This is a genomic window from Thalassospira sp. GB04J01 (assembly GCF_000751115.1).
Classification (GTDB): domain Bacteria; phylum Pseudomonadota; class Alphaproteobacteria; order Rhodospirillales; family Thalassospiraceae; genus Thalassospira; species Thalassospira lucentensis.
The window spans coordinates 107,449-124,986 of the sequence record NZ_CCDX020000019.1 but is presented as its reverse complement, the minus strand read 5'-3'; the positions used below and the strand labels follow the sequence as shown (position 1 = coordinate 124,986).

Genomic DNA, 17,538 nt, shown 5'->3' with positions numbered 1-17,538 from the left:
ATTACTGCGCTGGCTGACCAAGTGGTTGATCACTGATCGTGGTGGTGTCGTCGCCGGTGGTGAAAGATGCTGCCGTACGTGCCGCATCATCAACCGATATGCGGATGGCTTCCAGGCCGTCAAAACCACCTGAAAATGGTGCAAGGTTGTGCAGGAACTGGCTGGCGGAATTTTGCCAGCTGTATTGTTCGGCCAAGGCACGAGCATCTTCGGGTTTAAGGTGAAGGGCGGCCATGGCGGCTTTGCCAAGGTCGGCGTCAATCGCACCGGCTTTAGTGCCCCGGACAATATCGGCGGGTCCCTGAACCGGGAAAACAGCAACCGGCGTACCTGATGCCAATGCTTCGAGGATAACCAACCCGAATGTGTCGGTTTTGCTGGGGAAAACAAAAACATCTGCGGACGCAAAGGCGTTTGCGAGGTCTTCACCAACCTTTTTGCCAAGGAATTGCGCATTGGGGTGTTTCTGGCGTAAGTCGGTCAGCTGCGGCCCATCGCCGACCACGAATTTGGTGCCGGGGAGGTCAAGATCCAGAAAATGGCCAATGTTCTTTTCCACAGCGACCCGTCCGACAAACAGCCAGTGTGGTTTGGGAAAATCGCCAAAACTTGCATCTGGACGTGGGCGGAAAAGGTCAAGGTCAACACCGCGCGACCAGATATGCAGGTTATCAAACCCCCAGTCAGACAGTTCTTCGCGCAGGCTTTCGGTCGCGACCATCACCGATTGTGATTTTGAATGGAATTTGCGCATCCCACGATAGGAAATCGATAACGGTAAACGCCACCGCGCGTGGATGTATTCAGGGAACCGCGTGTGATAGGCGGTCGAAAAAGGCAGTCCCTGTTTCAGGCAATAGGCCCGGGCGGCCTGCCCCAATGGACCCTCGGTCGAAATATGAATGGCAACCGGGTGCAGGGCCTTGATCATCTTGGCCATTTTACGTTTGGCAAACAGGGCCAAGCGGATTTCCGGGTATGTCGGGCACGGAATGGTTTTAAACTGATCAGGCGAGATGACATGAACATCATGCCCCATCTCGCCCAACTCGCCGCGTACGGTTTCAAGGGTACGGACAACACCGTTGACCTGTGGATACCAGGCATCGGTTACGATCAGTATTTTCATGCAGTCTTTCCAATCGGTGCATCGCCGCGCTTTTCAGACGCGGCGGATGCGGATTTGCCCGAAGTATGGGCGATACGGAACATGGAAATCAGTTTGCCAAGGCCAAGCGACGGAGTACTGGCAGCATCACGGCCGGGTATGGAATGGGTCATGGCCATCTGGCGCATTTCCGCCCAATGGAGAAGTTCAAGCTTGCCGTCCATGTCTTCGACAAGGGCGGTGCAACTTTCGACCCAGTCACCATCATTGCAATAAAGCACATCACCAATCATGCGTTTCTCGGCATGATGGATGTGCCCGCAGACCACACCATCCACCTTACGTTTGGCGGCTGCGTGGGCGACGGCGTTTTCAAAGTTGCAGATGAATTGAACCGCGTTCTTCACCCGGTTTTTAAGATAGGCCGAAAGCGACCAGTATCCATATCCAAGGCGACGGCGAATGCCGTTGTAATAGCGGTTAAGAGTGATGGCGAAGTTGTAGGCCGTATCGCCAAGATAGGCGAGCCATCGGGCATATTTGACAACACCGTCAAATTCATCGCCATGGATCACCAAAAGGCGTTTGCCATCGGCCGTTTCGTGGATGTCGTTCATTTTGACTTCGATATGCCCAAAGGTCATATCGACAAATTCACGGGCAAATTCATCATGGTTGCCGGGCACAAAGATAACCTTGGCACCGTTCTTGGCCTTATCCATGATCGTGGTTATAACGGCGTGGTGGCTTTCGGGCCAATGCCAGCTTTTCTTAAGACGCCAGCCATCAATAATGTCGCCCACCAGATAATAGGTGTCTGCCGTTACTTCATTGAGGAAATCCAAAAGAAGATCTGCCTGACATCCACGTGTCCCCAAGTGGACGTCCGAAATCCAGACCGTGCGGTAATGCGGTTGCAGCGTCATCGCTGTCATTGCCGCTCCTCCGTATCCTGCCAAAAAGATGGCTGGAAACTGACTTTAAAGATGCCAGATACTGTCTCCAACCAGTATCGGTTTAAAATAAATCGCGCGAATATATAACCCGTTCACATAAATTTCGCGGTTCTGTAAAGCAACTGTTACATATTTTACTTCATATGCTAGCGTGTACTTACTTTTTATTTCGGTTTTATTGCGGAAGTCGATCCTGAATGACCCATGCCGGAGTGACTGTCATCTTCAACCCGCGTGCGGGCGGAAACAAACAGCGTTTTCTGTCGGAAATCCTGCAACATGCGGGCGTTAAGGTTGAGCTTTTACAAACCACCCATCCGGGACATGCACGCGAACTGGCGCGCAAGGTCCGCGCCCATCAAAGATTGTTTGTTGCCGGTGGCGATGGATCGTTGAACGAAGCGCTTAATGGGTTGCTTGATGCGCAGATTGACGGTCACGAGGTGCCACCGCTTGGCATTATTCCATTGGGAACGGCCAATGTTTTGGCGGTGGAAGTGGGGTTAAGTCTTCGGGCCAAGGCCATCGCCAGTTATATCAATAACCCAAGCATGGTCTGGGTCCGGCCCGGTGTTGTGAACGGCCGGGCGTTTTTCCTGATGGTAGGCATGGGGGCGGACGCCGATACGGTTGCCAATGTTTCCTTGCGGCTGAAACGTTTGATCGGGAAGGGGGCCTATGTTCTTGAAGGATTACGCAACATCTTTTTCCCGCGTCACCGTGATTTTGAAGTCAACATCGGGCGGGAAAATTATCGGGTTGCCGGGGTTGTTGTCACTCATGCCAAACATTACGGCGGGGCGTTTGTCATATCGCCCGAGGCAAGCCTGACGTCGAATAATCTTGATGTGGTTTTGATGCCCGGAAACGGGATCGGGGCCTTGTCACGCTATGGATTGGCCTTGACTTTAAACCGACTGCACGAACAGAGCGATGTGTCGCTGGTGCAGACCGAACGTGTAACAATCACCAGCCATTGCGGTCCGGCCCCGCTTCAGATTGACGGTGAAAGTGCAGGAAAACTGCCCTGCGAAATCAGCCTGTCGCCCTATCCTGTGCGCTTGATGGTGCCACCTGCTTATGCCGATATACACAATGCTGAACAGAGTAATCCCAAGCAGGATGGCCGTCCGCTGTTGCAGATTGCAGCGGACTAGGGTCTGAACCCATTTCAAACATTCAATTGGGTTCAGACCCTAGCAACACGGCCGCAAGATTTGACGGGAAATGAGCCTTATTTATTAAACGGGCGGGAGACAGGTCTTGAAACCGTTTTGGCAATTGTCGGCGCCGTCAGAACGAAAACGGTATTACACCAACAAAAAATACCCGATCAAAGTTTGACCGGGTATTTTGTCGTTTATCTGATGGGCTCTCGCCGTAGCTTATTGCCCGGCCAAGGTCATGCCATCAATGCGCAGCGTTGGGGCGTTGGTGCCGTATTTGAAGGTCAGGTCGCTTGCGGGCACAACAGTTTTGAACATGTCTTTGAGGTTTCCGGCGACCGTAATTTCGGAAACCGGATAGGCCAGTTCACCATCTTCAATCCAGTAACCCGATGCCCCGCGTGAATAATCGCCGGTCACACCATTGACACTGCTGCCGATCATTTCGGTGATATAGAGCCCCGATTTGATCTCCTTGATCATATCGGCGGGCGAAATGGTGCCCGGTTCCATATACAGGTTGGTGGTTGATGGCCCCGGAAGGCTGCCGGCCCCGCGTGATGCGTTGCCTGTGGATTTCAGGCCAAGCTGACGAGCAGATCGCAAGTCCATGATCCAGGTTTTAAGCACACCATTCTCAATCAGATGGCGTTTTTGATTGGCGACACCTTCGGCATCAAACGGTTTGGAGCGAAGACCACGTTTGCGATGCGGGTCATCAATGATGTTGATATGCGGGGCGAAAACTTCCCTGCCCATCGCATCAAGCAGGAAGCTGGTGCCGCGCGCGATGCCCGATCCATTGATCGCACCGGACAGGTGACCAACGATGGAGGCCGATACACGTGGGTCCAGAATGACCGGTACGTGCGCGCTTTTGACCTTACGTGGGTTCAGGCGGCGCAGGGTTTTTTCGGCAGCCTTTTTGCCAATATCGACCGGATCGCGCAGATCGGTCGAAAAGACGGCACTGTCATAATCATAATCGCGCTCCATTGCCGTTCCCGTCCCGGCAATAACCGATACCGAAATGTGGCTGCCGGACCCGGCATAGCAATTGGCAAAGCCGTTGGTTGCGGCCAAAGTGACTTGATGACGGCCCCAGCCTGCTTCGGATCCTTCCGAATTGGTGATACCTTCGACCGACCGTGCAGCTTCTTCGCAGGCGGTTGCCCATTCGATCATTTTTGCCTGATCGACTTCGCCCGGTTCACACAGCTCAAGCGCGTCAACATCGAACGTTGCGGCCAGTTCAGACGGATCAGCAATCCCGCAATAGGGGTCTTCTGGCGCGTTTTTGGCCATCGCGACCGCGCGTTCGATCAGTTCATTCAAGGCAGCATCGCTGGTGTCGGAAGATGAAACAACCGCCTGTTGTTTGCCAATCAGAACCCGCAGGCCAAGATCAGCCCCTTCGGAACGTTCAAGCTTTTCCATCTTGCCCAGACGCTGGGCCACCGAAAGCGACGTTCCTTCGACATAAACGGCGTCGGCATCATCGGCACCGGCTTTTTTTGCACGGGCCAGAAGATCGGTGATGCGATCAAGTGTCATGTCGGTCTTGGGCATGGAAGCTCCCTTAATTCGGAATGTGATGGCTACTTTATAGGGCGCGCAGGCGCATTCGCAAAGGGGCGAAACAAAAAGAGGTTTCGTCTTTGGTTCATTTGCCTTGCTGCCCCAAAGGTGGCGCGATAAAGGGGGATCGGCAAGGGCATGTCTTTTGACGATTTTTATCGCCGTTTTGCTATACTCAAAGAAATTGCACATAAATGGCTGTAAAAGCCGAAATACAGACGGGAAAAATATGAGCAAGCAGGCAATGTTGATGGGGCTTCTTTTTGCGATTTCTTCGGGGCTGGGCGGTCTTGCTTATGCGGGTGAAAGTCCAAATGCGGGTACTGAGACGTCTCTGAATGACGCGGGCAAAGCCGATCCGGTATCCTCCAATCAGCTTTATTCCGAAATGCGCATTCAGGGTGGGCAATATGCGCAAAACTATCGTCATCAGATGCTGACCGGTGATTTTACCTGTGATGATGTGGTCGACCGGATTGCGGGTTGGGTTGATCTGGACAGTCCTGATGGACCGCGATTTGCAATGCTGTTTGTCACTAATCACGGTGGCAAGGACCAAAGTGAAGTCCGCTATCTTCCGTTTGAAAGCTCCGAACAGGTTGCGCTGTGCATTCATGATGAAACCGCCCCGCCGATCATGAGCTGGCAGGAAAACAGCACCGAGTTCATGGCCGAGGTGATCGGCGATGAAAGGCTGTGCAACTTTGCGATTCGGGTCGATGATTTCATGTGCGATGCGCCGCAGTTCTTCTATTCGCAAGAACCAGCAGGCAATGGCGATCACTGGCTGTTTTTCCGCAATTGAAATTATACGTAGTACGTGCTATGTATAACTCATGATCAAGAGTTTCCAGTGTAAGGCAACACAAGATTTGTTTCATGGGGCGGGAATAGCCAAATGGCTGCGTCCAATTGCCAAACCTGCGCTGCGCAAGCTTGATATGATTGATTATGCCACCGCTATACAGGATTTGCGCGTGCCACCCGGAAACCGTCTCGAGTTGCTTAAGGGGGATCGAAACGGACAATACAGTATTCGTATCAACAATCAGTGGCGCGTTTGTTTTAGCTGGAGCACGGGCGGTGCAGAGAACGTTGAGATTGTCGACTATCACTAAGGGAGAATGATCATGCGAACCAGAACATCACCCGGTGAAATCCTGAGCGAAGAGTTCATGAAGCCATTGTCTCTGAGCGGGAATGAACTGGCGCGACGGATCAAGGTTCCCGCCAATCGCGTTAATGATATTGTCCGTGGCAGACGGGATGTTTCTGCGGACACGGCACTGCGGTTGTCACGCTATTTTGGTACGACAGCGCAGTTTTGGCTCAATGCGCAATCTGCATATGATCTGTCAGTGGTCGAGCATGAAATTGGCGCGGAGATTGAGGCTGAGATTGAGCCACACGCTGCGTAATATTCCCGCGCGACCAAACAGCGATGGCTTTTGATCATGACCGTTGCCATCGCTGTTCTCAAGGTTGAGCCAAGCGGCGTTGAAAATGTTTCCTCAGGTTTGCGGGATTATTTCCAGATTTTCTTACCTGAACCGGGCAGGCCATAGCGTTCCCATTTCTGATCGACACGGTCGATGATGTCATCGTCCATATAGATTTTTTCGCCCCATTCGCGGTTGGTTTCGCCGGGGAACTTGTTGGTGGCATCAAGGCCAAGCTTGCCGCCAAGGCCCGAAACCGGGGATGCGAAATCAAGATAGTCAATCGGGGTGTCGGTAACCGTGGTGATATCGCGCACCGGGTCCATCCGGGTTGAGATTGCCCACATGACGTCTTTCCAGTCACGCACATCAATATCGTCATCCACAACGATGACGAATTTGGTGTACATGAATTGCCTCAGGAACGACCAAACGCCCATCATCACGCGCTTGGCATGACCGGCATAGGCCTTCTTCATCGACACCACAGCAATCCGGTAGCTACATCCTTCGGGCGGCAGCCAGAAGTCAACGATTTCGGTGAATTGCTGCTGCAGGATCGGCACAAACACGTCATTCAGCGCTTCGCCCAGAACCGAGGGTTCATCTGGCGGGCGGCCGGTAAAGGTCGAGAGGTAAATCGGGTCTTTGCGCATGGTGATCGCGGTGATGTTAAACACCGGAAAATCATCGACTGAGTTGTAATAGCCCGTGTGATCGCCATACGGGCCTTCGGGCGCGTATTCATCCAGCGAGACATAGCCTTCCAGCACAATTTCGGCGGTGGCGGGCACTTTAAGCGGGACGGTTTTGCAGTCCACAAGTTCGACCTTGGCACCACGCAGAAGCCCGGCAAACTGATATTCCGAAAGAGTATCGGGCACAGGCGTTACGGCGGCCAGAATGGTGCCGGGATCGGCACCGAGAACGATTGCCGCGGGCAGTGGATCAGGCTTTTCCTTTTTCCAGCGCGCGTGATGTTGCGCACCACCACGATGTTTGAGCCAGCGCATGATGGTTTTGTTTTTACCCAGCACCTGCATGCGATAGATGCCAAGATTAAACACATCGCGTTTGTCGCCACCATTTTTGCCCGCCGATGGTCCTTGGGTCACGACCAGCGGCCATGTAATCAGCGGGGCCGGTTCGCCCGGCCAGCACGACTGGATAGGGATTTTTGACAGGTCAACATCATCGCCCGTCATGACGATTTCCTGGCACGGGGCCTTGGAAACCGTTTTGGGTTTCATCGCCATCACGGTCTTGGCCAACGGCAGCATCGAAAAGGCTTCCTTGAGGCTGCCGGGCGGTTCGGGCTGTTTGAGGAAGGCCAGCGTTTCGCCGACTTCGCGCAGCTCTTCGGGCTTTCTGTTCATGCCCGCCGCGACGCGGTCCACCGTGCCAAACAGATTGACCAGAACCGGCATGTCATATTTTTTGCCGTCATCCCCGACAACATTTTCAAACAACACCGCCGGGCCGCCTTCGGCCAGAAGGCGCGTCTGGATTTCTGTCATTTCAAGGTTGGGGGAAACCGGTTCAGTGACACGAACAAGACGGCCGGTTTTTTCCAGCGCATCCATGAAGTCACGAAGGGATTGATAGGGCATGGCACCTGTCATCTGCTGAGCACTAAAATCTGATTGTCTTCATACGCTTTGCTGCGTCTGGGGACAACCATGCTTGTTGGCAAAGAAGCGTTTGTAACTTTGTAACAGCGTCCCCAAATACAGTCGGGATGCTGCGTTGCAAGGTTATACGAAACTTTGCGGTTTTGGTTGACGTATCATTTCGGTATACAAGGGCAAGGAATTGAGTCGCGTGACCCACAGCACGCGGCATGGCAAATCACCAAAAGCATGAAGGACGCACAGATGGCCAAATATTGGGTTATCGGGGGCACCTATCAGGATACCGGTTTTGATAAGCCGATTGGCGAAGAAACCAAAGTTGGTCCGTTTGGCAGCTTCGAAGACGCGGAAAAACAGTGGTCTAAAATGGCCTGGCAGTCGGTCGATGACGCAAATTCGCGGTATCGCATCGAACGTTTTGACGAATACTGGGTTGTCGGTGGTGAATATGAAACCACCGAATTTGAAACCCCGGTCGGTGGCGAAGAAGAACGCCATGGTCCGTATAAAACTTTTGAAGATGCCGAAAAGGCATGGTCGAAGCTGGCGTGGCAACATGTCGATAACTGCAATTGCCGTTATCGCGTTGTCGAAGACTAAGCCGGACAGACTTTTGCATGTTTTCGATTTCTGATGCGCATAAAATCACAGATCCCGTGTTGCGCGAACAGATCGAACAGCATCCACGCGCGCAGGAAATCCTGCGCGCGTTTTTGTATCCCTATGACGCGCCAGATTATGATTTCCTGTTTGCGGATGGCACAGTCAGGCAGATGGTTGCAGGTGATATAGACCGTTTGACGGCTGGACGGACCCCGGTTCTGGCCGTTGGGTCCAACCGCGCGCCGGTTCAATTGGCCCGCAAATTCGCACCACCCCATCATCATGAAGAACCTGTTCCGGTGACGTTCGGTTGGATGACCGACCAAGATATTGTCTATTCGGCGCATATGGCCGGTTACGGAGCACTTCCGGCAACTTTGGCCTCCTCGCCGGGGACGACAGTCAGGGTGGCGGTTACATGGCTAACACCCACGCAGCTTAGTCATATGCACAGCACCGAATCAGTGCCCGATCATTATAAATACTGTCAGCTCGACGGCACGAAAATCACACTTGATTGCGGGTTGAAGGCAGGCCGGGTTGGCAGTTATCAATCTGTTGCCGGGTACGTATTTGATCACGGCGATACCTTTGCACTTGTCGACATTCCTGCGCGCAATCGACGCTTTGTCGCGCGCAGCCAATGGGAAATGTTATCCCAGATCGCCAAACGCGCCGGGCAGGCACCGCATCCGACATTCGTTTTAAAGTTGATTGATGATGCGGACTTGCGACGAAAACTGGTGGGACGCTATTTAAAAACGGACAATCCGACACCACGTAGAACTAGTGTTCCGAAATAGCGTTTCATTTTGATCAGTTTCTGTGAACATCTATTATGCAATTAAAGATTGTGTTGATGGATTTTCACGGCAATAGATAAATCTCTTGCAACATAACGCTGGTGCACAAACAGATTAACCGACTGCTAAGGTGGAACGATCTGGGATGATTGGGTAAAGTGTGCCTAACATCCGAACAAATGATGCTTCTGGGGGGAAGTACTGGGGATGCCGTTTCCTGCAACTGGAAATGCGCGTATCAAGGCTAAGGTGGGCCTTGTTGATATAGAGGGAGAAGATGATGTTTGGTGCACGAAACGATGATGGGCACATCATCGACGCGATCAAGCTGTCGCAGGGCACAATCGAGTTCACGATGGATGGCAAGATCCTCACCGCGAACAAAAACTTTCTGTCACTGCTTGGATATGAGCTTGAAGAGGTTAAAGGCAAACATCACAGCATGTTTGTTGATCCGGAATATGCAAAAAGTCCCGAATACAGAGAGTTCTGGGAGAGACTTGCCGCCGGGGAGTTTTTCACAGCCGAGTTCCACCGTTTTGGCAAGGGTGGCAAGGACGTGTGGATTCAGGCGACCTATTGCCCGGTTCTCAACAAACATGGCAAGCCGTACAAAGTTTTCAAAGTCGCCAGCGATGTAACCGATCAGAAACGCCAAAAGTCCGATTATGCAGGCCAGATTGAGGCGATCGGAAAGTCACAAGCTGTCATTGAATTTGACATGGACGGCAAGATCCTGACGGCCAATCAGAACTTCCTTGACGCAATGGGCTATACGCTTGCGGAAGTGCAGGGCAAGCATCACCAGATTTTTGTCGATCCGGCGTACGCAAAAAGCCCGGAATACAAGAAGTTCTGGGAAACGCTTCGGTCTGGAAAATACATGTCCGCCGAGTATCGGCGATTTGGCAAGGGCGGCAAGGAAGTCTGGATTCAAGCCAGTTATAATCCGATCCTTGATATGAATGGTCGACCGTTCAAAGTCGTCAAATACGCAACTGACGTTACGGCCGAAAAGCTGCGTGCGGCGGATTATGAAGGCCAGATAGATGCCATTGGAAAATCCCAAGCCGTTATTTCGTTCGAGTTGGACGGGACGATTATTGATGCCAATGACAATTTCCTGAACGCAATGGGATACAAGCTGGCCGATTTGAAGGGGCGAAACCACAGCATGTGCGTTGATCCCGAGTATGTCAAAACTGATGCGTATAAAGATTTCTGGGCGGCACTAAGACGGGGCGAGTATCAGTCTGGTGAGTTCAAACGCATGGGCAAGGGCGGCAAGGACGTCTGGATCAGTGCCAGCTACAACCCGGTTTTTGACATGAACGGGCGACCGTTCAAAGTTGTTAAATATGCCTCCGATGTTACCAAGCAGGTCATGACCCGCACAACCGCCGAAGAACTCGCGGAAGGATCAAGTGCCAGTGCCGAGGCGGTTGCCAGTGCATCCGAGGAAATGCTGGCGGCCATTCAGGAAATCAGTGAAAGCATGCACCGGTCCCAGATCGCGGTGAATGACATCGTTGCCAAATCTGAAATGGCCGATGGCATTCGTACGGAACTTGAAAGCACGTCGGAATCAATGTCCGGTGTGGTTCAGATCATTCGTGATTTGGCCGAGCAGGTAAACCTTTTGGCACTTAACGCCACGATTGAGGCCGCACGCGCAGGCGATGCGGGCAAGGGCTTTGCCGTGGTCGCAGGCGAGGTCAAAAATCTTGCGACCCAAACAGCCAAGGCAACCGACCAGATTGAGGTGCAAATCAACTCGATGCTGAGCATTACCAAGCGGGTGGTTGATTCAACACGGGAAATCTCGGAATCGGCTGGATCGGTCAGTGATTATGTCAACACTGTTGCGTCTGCTGTCGAAGAACAAACAAGTGTCACTCACGATATTTCCAAAAACATTCAGTTCGTGTTTAACGGCATTAACGAGCTCAACAGCTGTGTGAAGAGCATTGCGGGCTAACGCGACCGTAGATCAGACAATATTTCCCCGGTCTGGCAGTAACTGCCAGATTCGGGTGAATTTCGTATCCGTGTCCTCGACCGCGACATCGACTGGGACCTCATAGGTTTCCAGTTCGTCAATATTATGGGTCGGGGCATAGGTCCGGCCTGGATCGGCAAGAATAACCCGCGTGCCAAGGCGGGCTTCAGCCATCAGCCATTGTAGAACCGCATTTGCCATGTCCTGTTGATAACAGACGTCCCCGGCAAAAATCACATCCCAGCGTTTTTCCGGCGCACTGGTGCCGACAAGGTTTTCGGTCGTGGTCGGAAAGGCAACACCGTTGTGCTTGGCATTCAGGCGCGTTGCAGTGATGGCCACAGGATCAATGTCATTGGCCAAAATTTCGCCTGCCTCGGCCATGACGCATGCAATGGCCTGCATGCCACCACCACAGGCAAAATCAAGCACCCGTTTGCCACGAACCATTTCGGGATGATCAAGGATGTAGCGTGTGATGGCCTGTCCACCCGGCCATGCAAAGGCCCAATAGGGGGGCGGAATATCAAGCACGCCCAGCATATCCTCTGTTGCCTGCCAAAGCGGGGTGATGTGGGTCGCCAGATGCATCTCGATTTCCGGTGCAAGCGGTACGCGCGCAGGCACGGTAAATGTTTCGATCAGATCGGCAAATTGCGGATCGTCGACGTCGGGTACCAAGGCATCGGCAAAGACGTTTTCGCTCATGGTTTGGGTGCTCTGGGCTTTGGTGCTTTGGCTATGATCATGTGCCGGGAGTATCGGCTTTGACCCTGTGGAGCAAGCGGTTCTTTACGCCGTGCTATCTGTTTCACCATTGCCCAGATACAAAATCACATCACGTGCCTTGGCCTTGGGGATGTCTGTGCCGATAAAAAGCTGATTGCCGCGCACGAGTGCCAATACCGGCGGTGCCTGTTCATGATGCCCCAGAAAATCGTCCCAGCCAAAACTGTCGGTCAGTCGGGTTTGCCGGATGCTGGCCCCATTGCGATAGGCATTGCGAATGTCATCTGTGGTCAGTGGATCGGAACAAAATGGCAGGCCACCCAGTGTTTGACTGGCACTGTGGCGACTGCGATCTTCGGGCGCGCGATGAATGCCGGTCTGAAAGACTGACCGGCGCCCGAATTCCGGGGCAAAATCGGTGCAGACAAGCGTGTTGTATGCATCGTTATCTGTGGTGGCGATCAGCTTGCCCAAGGCGGATGTATCAAGGTGATGCTCGAACACTTCGGACAGGACCTCGCCGTAAAACGTGGTCAACCCGGCCTCGCGGGCCGCGCGCAGGCTGTGCCAGCGTGAATCGGTAATTACCACCGGGATGTCGAGTTCATCCAGACGGGTGGCGAGATCAATGGTCCAGCGGTGTGCACCGACAATCAACACACCGGGCGGCCCATGGACCGCAAGATCAAGGTATCGCGCCATAGGGCGAATTGAAAAGCCGTGCAAGACAACCGTGGAAAACACCATGGCAAAGGCAAGCGGGATCAAAAGCGCGCCATCGGCATATCCCAGTTCAACAAGCTCGGTACCAAACAAGCCGCAAATGGCGACGGCGACAATCCCGCGCGGGGCAATCCAGCCCACCAGAATGCGTTCGCGCCAGTTTATTTTGGAAAAGGACAATGCGCCGATGATTGAGACAGGCCGAACAACAAACAGCATCGCTGCGACAAAAAGCCCATGCCCCCATGTGAGTTCTTCAACCATCGACCATTCCAATGTCGCGGTCAGGATGATGAAGACACTTGAAACCAGAATGACGGTCAGGGTTTCCTTAAACCGGCGGATTTCATCAATCGCCATCAAATGCGCATTGCCAATGACAAGTCCCAATACGGTGACCGCCAAAAGTCCGGTTTCTTCCTGAACAATGTTCGCCCCGGCAAAGCAGGTCAGAAGGACACCCAGAACCAGCGGCGCTTTAAGGAATTCAGGTATCCAGCCCCGACGAAACACCTGCACGGTGCAAAGCCCGGCGACCAGACCAATTGCAATGGAAATCAGGATGTTAAAGGCCAGATGCCCAATCGCGGCACTCAGGCCGTTTCCCCGCTGGCTGGCGACAATGATTTCATAGGCCAGAACGGCAAACAGCGCGCCAATCGGGTCATTGACGATGCCTTCCCATTTCAAAAGCGTGCTGGGATGTTTGGCCATACGCGCGTGGCGCAATAGTGGCGCGATCACGGTTGGGCCCGTCACAATCATGATCCCGCCAAACAGGGCGGCTACCGGCCATGACAAATCGGCCAGATAGTGGGCTGCAAACGCACCAAGAAGCCACGCCAGAAGCGGGGCGATCGTGGTGAGGCGCAAGATGCCACTCACACTGTGGCGGAGTTCGCGAAAATCGAGTGCCAGACCACCTTCAAACAGGATAACGGCAACCGCAACCGCAACAAGGGGCTGTAACAGCGCGCCAAAATCGGTCACCGGGTCCAGCAACCCGGTCCCCGGACCAAGAATCAGTCCGAGGGCCGAAAGCAACACGATGGCGGGCACGCCAGCACGCCACGCCATCCATTGGGCGCCAACCCCGGCAAGGATCAATCCGGCAATCATCAAGGCCAGCGGTGCAGTCATAAACACGCCCTTATAAACAAAATGATATCAGACAGATGGTGTGCTGATTTCAAAAACCCAGCCCCACCGCGTTAGATATCAGGCAATGGCAATCAGGTGCGAAATCACGATTGCGCCGAGAACTAGCAAACCGTAATCGCGGTTGGATTTAAATCGTTTCAGGCAGTTTGCCGCATCATCAAGTTTCACCGTCGCGACCTGCCAGCCAAGATGAATGCCTGCAAGGCCCAGAAGGACGAAATACGACCAGTGCAGATCGGCCAGCATCCCGGCAACGCCAAGCAAAAGCGTGGTCATGGTATAAAACCCCTTTGCCCATTTCGGGGTCGCATCCCCCAGACGGAGGGCCAGTGATTTCAAACCGATTTTTTCATCATCGTCCTTGTCCTGATGGGCGTAAATCGTGTCATAGCCCAGCGTCCAGAAGAACCCGGCGGCGTACATTGCAATGGCGGCGGGTTCCACCGTGCCGGTTACCGCCGTCCACCCGACCAAGGCACCCCAGTTAAACGCCAGACCAAGGCAGGCCTGCGGCCAATAGGTCACGCGTTTCATAAACGGGTAGGTGATGATGATCGGTAAGGAACAAACGCCGACAATAATTGCCTCAATACGGAACTGCACCAGAACGGCGAGGCCCAGCAACAAGATGACACCAAGGAACAGCAACGCCTGCCAGACCTTTACCTGACCACTGGGAAGCGGGCGCGTGGTGGTGCGTTCGACTTTGCCATCAAAATTACGATCCGCCAGATCATTGATCACGCACCCAGCCCCGCGCATGATCAGTGCACCAACCCCAAACAGCGCCATCATGATGATAATCTGTTTGGCGGTGATGTCGGCGGTTATGCTGCCCGCCATGGCCGTTGACCACCAGCAGGGCAACAGCAAAAGCCACGTGCCAATTGGCCGGTCAAGGCGCAGCAATTTCAGATAGGGGCGTGCGGGGGCTGGTACAAAACGGTCAATCCAGCCGTCTTGGGGCATGTCATTTTTGCCAGTCTGTATTGGTTGGTTGACCTGTGTCATAATCGACCTATGTAACGCCTAACGAATTCGAACCCGGCCGTTTATCGGCTTTGGGCTATGTTTGAGGATATCCATGACAGCAGACGCCGCCCGTGCGCGCCAACGCCTTTTCGTCTCTGATCCTATCACGCCGGGATGCGAGATCGAACTTTCCCCTGAACAGTCTCATTACCTTGAACATGTGATGCGGCTCAAGCCCGGAACGCCGGTAAAGATATTTAATGGTCTTGATGGCGAATGGTTGGCAACCATTAACGAACTTCGCAAAAAGAAGGGAAGTGTCGCTGTTGAAAGTCAATTGCGCGCACAAGGGACCGAAGTTGGGCCGACACTTGTCTTTGCCCCGATCAAAAAGCAGCGGCTTGATTTCCTGATCGAAAAGGCCGTCGAGATGGGAGTCGGACGGTTACAACCCGTCATTACCCAGCACGGCATTACCGACAAAGTTCGCCTTGATCGATTGCAGGCACAGGTGATTGAAGCGGCCGAGCAGTGCGAACGCCTGACGGTGCCAGAAATATTTAAACCAGTGCGTCTTCTCGATTGGGTGGCAAATTGCCCGGAAAACCACCATTTGCTGTTCTGTGACGAAACGGGATCCGGGTCACCAATTGGTGAAGTGCTAAGTCAGCTATTGGCAAAGGGCGCTGGCTCGGTTATCGACAATGTCAATGTTATTAACCATGCACTCGTGATTGGACCTGAAGGCGGCTTTAGCGCCGACGAACTTGAACGTATCCGCAAACAGTCTTTTGCCACGCCTGTCAGTCTCGGTCCGCGAATCCTGCGTGCTGAAACGGCGGCAATTGCTGCTTTAACGGTGTTTCAGGATCGCCTCGGCGATTGGTCTAACCAACCAGTTGCGAGAGATTAGGGGAAGCCCTTATGACTGTCAGCGCCTCCACTGGTGATAGTCCGGCCATTGAAAGCCGGCGCCAGCTTGTCGAATGGTTCGAGTCCGGCTCTACGCCGAAAAGTGACTGGGCCATCGGTACCGAACACGAAAAATTCGCCTTTACCCGCGATGATCTTCGCCCGATCCCCTACGAGGGGGAACGCGGTGTTAAAACCCTTCTTACCGAACTTGCCCGAAGATTTGACTGGGAACCGGTCATTGAAAACGGCAATGTGATTGCTCTTACCAAAGACAAATGTTCTGTATCTCTCGAACCGGGTGGGCAGATTGAATTGTCGGGTGCCCCACTTAAAAACATTCACCAAACCTGTGGTGAAGTGCATACCCATCTTCATGAAGTGCGCGAAATTTGCGATGGTCTTGGCATCGATATGCTTGGTGTAGGGCATAATCCGAAATGGGCGCGTGAGGATATTCCGTGGATGCCCAAAGGGCGTTACGCGATCATGGGCGAATATATGCCAAAGGTCGGTAATCTCGGCCTTGATATGATGCTGCGGACCTCGACCATTCAGGTCAATCTGGACTACGCGTCCGAGGCCGACATGGTCAAAAAATTCAGAACGTCTTTGGCTTTGCAGCCAGTTGCGACAGCCCTTTTTGCCGCGTCCCCGTTTGTTGATGGCAAGCCAAGTGGTTTTCTGTCTGCACGGTCGAACGTCTGGACCGATACCGACCCGGATCGCTGCGGCATGTTGCCGTTTGTGTTTGAAGACGGTTTTGGCTTTGAACGCTATGTCGATTACATGCTTGATGTGCCGATGTATTTTGTCTACCGCGATGGCAAATACATCAATGCGGCGGGCAAATCGTTCCGTGATTTCATGGATGGCAAACTTGATGTTTTGCCCGGTGAACGCCCGACGATGAATGACTGGTCAGATCATATGACCACAGCCTTCCCGGAAGTGCGTCTTAAGAAGTTTCTTGAGATGCGTGGGGCGGATGGCGGCCCGTGGAAGCGCATTTGTGCGTTGCCGGCCTTCTGGGTTGGCTTGCTTTATGATGACGCGGCATTGGACGCGGCATGGAATTTGGTCAGTGACCTGAGCACCTCCGAGCGCGAAGCATTGCGTAACGATGTGCCGCGCACGGCCCTTGCCACCAAGTTCAAAAACGGCACGGTTCAGGACCTGTCCAAAGAAGTTTTGGCAATTGCCAAGCAAGGCTTGAAAAACCGTGGTCGCATGGATGGCTACGGCGATGACGAAAGCCACTTCCTCGACAGCCTCGAAGACGTCGCTGAAAGCGGTCGGACCTTGGCTGAGGAATTTTTGGATAAATATGAAACTGAATGGAACGGATCGGTCGATCCGCTGTTCAAGGAATATGCCTACTAAGGCAACGGATCAGGCGGTGAGAAATCACCGCCTTTTTTGTTATGAAAACACATCAGGAAAACTTGCTGCCATGTCTGCCAAAGCCAATCACTGCGAAACCATGTCTGACGTTCGTGAAAATGTGGATCGTGTTGATCGATTATTGGTCGCATTGATGGCTGAACGGTTGAACTATATCGAACAGGCCGCACGGATTAAGCCATCCCGCGATGCGGTCCGTGATGAAGACCGCATCGAGGATGTGATTGCCAAGGTAAAGGCACAGTGTCGCATTGATGGGTTTGACGAAGACATGGCTGAACGCATGTGGCGCGCAATGATGGAAGATTTCATTGCCCATGAATTCATCAAATGGGATGACCTGCGCGATTAAGT

Annotated in this window: 17 protein-coding genes; 10 read left to right on the top strand and 7 right to left on the bottom strand. The window is 53.1% G+C overall.

Annotated features, from left to right (window positions below; translation table 11 throughout):
* Position 1: 1 nt before the first annotated feature.
* A complete protein-coding gene (locus tag AMM48_RS19970) occupies positions 2-1,129 on the bottom strand; it encodes a glycosyltransferase family 1 protein (RefSeq protein WP_102785504.1) in 1,128 nt (375 codons plus the stop codon).
* Complete coding sequence (locus AMM48_RS19965; RefSeq protein ID WP_102785503.1) at positions 1,126-2,043, bottom strand: UDP-2,3-diacylglucosamine diphosphatase; 918 nt, start codon at positions 2,041-2,043, stop codon at positions 1,126-1,128. Before AMM48_RS19965 ends, AMM48_RS19970 begins: the two co-directional genes overlap by 4 nt.
* A 218-nt stretch (positions 2,044-2,261) precedes the next feature.
* On the opposite strand from AMM48_RS19965, the gene AMM48_RS19960 reads away from it, so the two are divergent.
* Positions 2,262-3,221 (top strand): diacylglycerol kinase family protein, encoded by a 960-nt coding sequence (locus tag AMM48_RS19960; RefSeq protein WP_102785502.1) that lies wholly within the window; start codon positions 2,262-2,264, stop codon positions 3,219-3,221.
* A 228-nt stretch (positions 3,222-3,449) separates the two neighbouring features.
* Here the strand turns inward: AMM48_RS19960 and AMM48_RS19955 are convergent, their stop codons facing one another.
* The gene (locus tag AMM48_RS19955) at positions 3,450-4,799 is read right to left on the bottom strand and encodes a TldD/PmbA family protein (protein ID WP_102785501.1); all 1,350 of its coding nucleotides are present in this window, start codon (positions 4,797-4,799) and stop codon (positions 3,450-3,452) included.
* 238 nt (positions 4,800-5,037) lie between these two features.
* On the opposite strand from AMM48_RS19955, the gene AMM48_RS19950 reads away from it, so the two are divergent.
* From AMM48_RS19950 to AMM48_RS19940, 3 genes are read left to right on the top strand one after another with little or no spacing between them, the layout of a single operon-like run.
* Positions 5,038-5,613 (top strand): hypothetical protein, encoded by a 576-nt coding sequence (locus AMM48_RS19950; protein WP_102785500.1) that lies wholly within the window; start codon positions 5,038-5,040, stop codon positions 5,611-5,613.
* A gap of 31 nt (positions 5,614-5,644) precedes the next feature.
* Entirely contained in the window at positions 5,645-5,926 is a 282-nt protein-coding gene (locus AMM48_RS19945; protein WP_102785499.1) for a type II toxin-antitoxin system RelE/ParE family toxin, read from the top strand.
* Between the two features lie 12 nt (positions 5,927-5,938).
* Positions 5,939-6,226 (top strand): HigA family addiction module antitoxin, encoded by a 288-nt coding sequence (locus AMM48_RS19940; protein WP_102785498.1) that lies wholly within the window; start codon positions 5,939-5,941, stop codon positions 6,224-6,226.
* A gap of 107 nt (positions 6,227-6,333) precedes the next feature.
* On the opposite strand, the gene AMM48_RS19935 is transcribed toward AMM48_RS19940, so the two are convergent.
* Complete coding sequence (locus AMM48_RS19935; protein ID WP_102785551.1) at positions 6,334-7,857, bottom strand: UbiD family decarboxylase; 1,524 nt, start codon at positions 7,855-7,857, stop codon at positions 6,334-6,336.
* Positions 7,858-8,121: 264 nt separating this feature from the next.
* Here AMM48_RS19935 and AMM48_RS19930 point away from each other — a divergent pair, with 264 nt between their 5' ends.
* The 3 genes from AMM48_RS19930 to AMM48_RS19920 all read left to right on the top strand — a co-directional run bounded on the left by AMM48_RS19930 (position 8,122) and on the right by AMM48_RS19920 (position 11,262).
* Positions 8,122-8,478, top strand: a complete 357-nt coding sequence (locus AMM48_RS19930; protein WP_101301876.1) for a hypothetical protein — start codon at positions 8,122-8,124, stop codon at positions 8,476-8,478.
* A gap of 17 nt (positions 8,479-8,495) precedes the next feature.
* The gene (locus AMM48_RS19925) at positions 8,496-9,284 is read left to right on the top strand and encodes a hypothetical protein (protein WP_102785497.1); all 789 of its coding nucleotides are present in this window, start codon (positions 8,496-8,498) and stop codon (positions 9,282-9,284) included.
* A 280-nt stretch (positions 9,285-9,564) separates the two neighbouring features.
* Positions 9,565-11,262 carry a PAS domain-containing methyl-accepting chemotaxis protein gene (locus AMM48_RS19920; protein WP_102785496.1) on the top strand — a complete coding sequence of 566 codons (1,698 nt, stop codon included), beginning with the start codon at positions 9,565-9,567 and terminating at the stop codon, positions 11,260-11,262.
* Positions 11,263-11,274: 12 nt separating this feature from the next.
* Here AMM48_RS19920 and AMM48_RS19915 read toward each other — a convergent pair whose 3' ends face one another.
* From AMM48_RS19915 to ubiA, 3 genes are all read right to left on the bottom strand, one after another.
* On the bottom strand, positions 11,275-11,991 hold the full coding sequence (locus tag AMM48_RS19915; protein ID WP_102785495.1) for a 50S ribosomal protein L11 methyltransferase: 717 nt from the start codon (positions 11,989-11,991) through the stop codon (positions 11,275-11,277).
* Between the two features lie 84 nt (positions 11,992-12,075).
* Positions 12,076-13,875: a sodium:proton antiporter gene (locus AMM48_RS19910; RefSeq protein WP_102785494.1), complete on the bottom strand. Its 1,800-nt coding sequence runs from the start codon at positions 13,873-13,875 to the stop codon at positions 12,076-12,078.
* A 78-nt stretch (positions 13,876-13,953) separates the two neighbouring features.
* Positions 13,954-14,907, bottom strand: coding sequence for a 4-hydroxybenzoate octaprenyltransferase (gene ubiA / locus AMM48_RS19905; RefSeq protein WP_102785493.1), 954 nt, complete (start codon positions 14,905-14,907; stop codon positions 13,954-13,956).
* Positions 14,908-14,980: 73 nt separating this feature from the next.
* On the opposite strand from ubiA, the gene AMM48_RS19900 reads away from it, so the two are divergent.
* The 3 genes from AMM48_RS19900 (at position 14,981) to AMM48_RS19890 (ending at position 17,536) form a co-directional block, all read left to right on the top strand.
* A complete protein-coding gene (locus AMM48_RS19900) occupies positions 14,981-15,781 on the top strand; it encodes a 16S rRNA (uracil(1498)-N(3))-methyltransferase (RefSeq protein ID WP_102785492.1) in 801 nt (266 codons plus the stop codon).
* An 11-nt stretch (positions 15,782-15,792) separates the two neighbouring features.
* Entirely contained in the window at positions 15,793-17,163 is a 1,371-nt protein-coding gene (locus AMM48_RS19895; RefSeq protein WP_022734084.1) for a glutamate--cysteine ligase, read from the top strand.
* Between the two features lie 70 nt (positions 17,164-17,233).
* On the top strand, positions 17,234-17,536 hold the full coding sequence (locus AMM48_RS19890) for a chorismate mutase (RefSeq protein WP_101301888.1): 303 nt from the start codon (positions 17,234-17,236) through the stop codon (positions 17,534-17,536).
* Positions 17,537-17,538: the final 2 nt, after the last annotated feature.

Bases quoted from the DNA above. Each gene is read 5' to 3' on its own strand.
- AMM48_RS19950 (WP_102785500.1), top strand. From the start codon at position 5,038: ATGAGCAAGCAGGCAATGTTGATGGGGCTTCTTTTTGCGATTTCTTCG.
- AMM48_RS19895 (WP_022734084.1), top strand. From the start codon at position 15,793: ATGACTGTCAGCGCCTCCACTGGTGATAGTCCGGCCATTGAAAGCCGG.
- AMM48_RS19945 (WP_102785499.1), top strand. From the start codon at position 5,645: ATGATCAAGAGTTTCCAGTGTAAGGCAACACAAGATTTGTTTCATGGG.
- AMM48_RS19940 (WP_102785498.1), top strand. From the start codon at position 5,939: ATGCGAACCAGAACATCACCCGGTGAAATCCTGAGCGAAGAGTTCATG.
- AMM48_RS19965 (WP_102785503.1), bottom strand. From the start codon at position 2,043: ATGACAGCGATGACGCTGCAACCGCATTACCGCACGGTCTGGATTTCG.
- AMM48_RS19970 (WP_102785504.1), bottom strand. From the start codon at position 1,129: ATGAAAATACTGATCGTAACCGATGCCTGGTATCCACAGGTCAACGGT.
- AMM48_RS19955 (WP_102785501.1), bottom strand. From the start codon at position 4,799: ATGCCCAAGACCGACATGACACTTGATCGCATCACCGATCTTCTGGCC.
- AMM48_RS19890 (WP_101301888.1), top strand. From the start codon at position 17,234: ATGTCTGCCAAAGCCAATCACTGCGAAACCATGTCTGACGTTCGTGAA.
- ubiA (WP_102785493.1), bottom strand. From the start codon at position 14,907: ATGACACAGGTCAACCAACCAATACAGACTGGCAAAAATGACATGCCC.
- AMM48_RS19910 (WP_102785494.1), bottom strand. From the start codon at position 13,875: ATGACTGCACCGCTGGCCTTGATGATTGCCGGATTGATCCTTGCCGGG.
- AMM48_RS19920 (WP_102785496.1), top strand. From the start codon at position 9,565: ATGTTTGGTGCACGAAACGATGATGGGCACATCATCGACGCGATCAAG.
- AMM48_RS19900 (WP_102785492.1), top strand. From the start codon at position 14,981: ATGACAGCAGACGCCGCCCGTGCGCGCCAACGCCTTTTCGTCTCTGAT.
- AMM48_RS19935 (WP_102785551.1), bottom strand. From the start codon at position 7,857: ATGCCCTATCAATCCCTTCGTGACTTCATGGATGCGCTGGAAAAAACC.
- AMM48_RS19960 (WP_102785502.1), top strand. From the start codon at position 2,262: ATGACCCATGCCGGAGTGACTGTCATCTTCAACCCGCGTGCGGGCGGA.
- AMM48_RS19915 (WP_102785495.1), bottom strand. From the start codon at position 11,991: ATGAGCGAAAACGTCTTTGCCGATGCCTTGGTACCCGACGTCGACGAT.
- AMM48_RS19925 (WP_102785497.1), top strand. From the start codon at position 8,496: ATGTTTTCGATTTCTGATGCGCATAAAATCACAGATCCCGTGTTGCGC.
- AMM48_RS19930 (WP_101301876.1), top strand. From the start codon at position 8,122: ATGGCCAAATATTGGGTTATCGGGGGCACCTATCAGGATACCGGTTTT.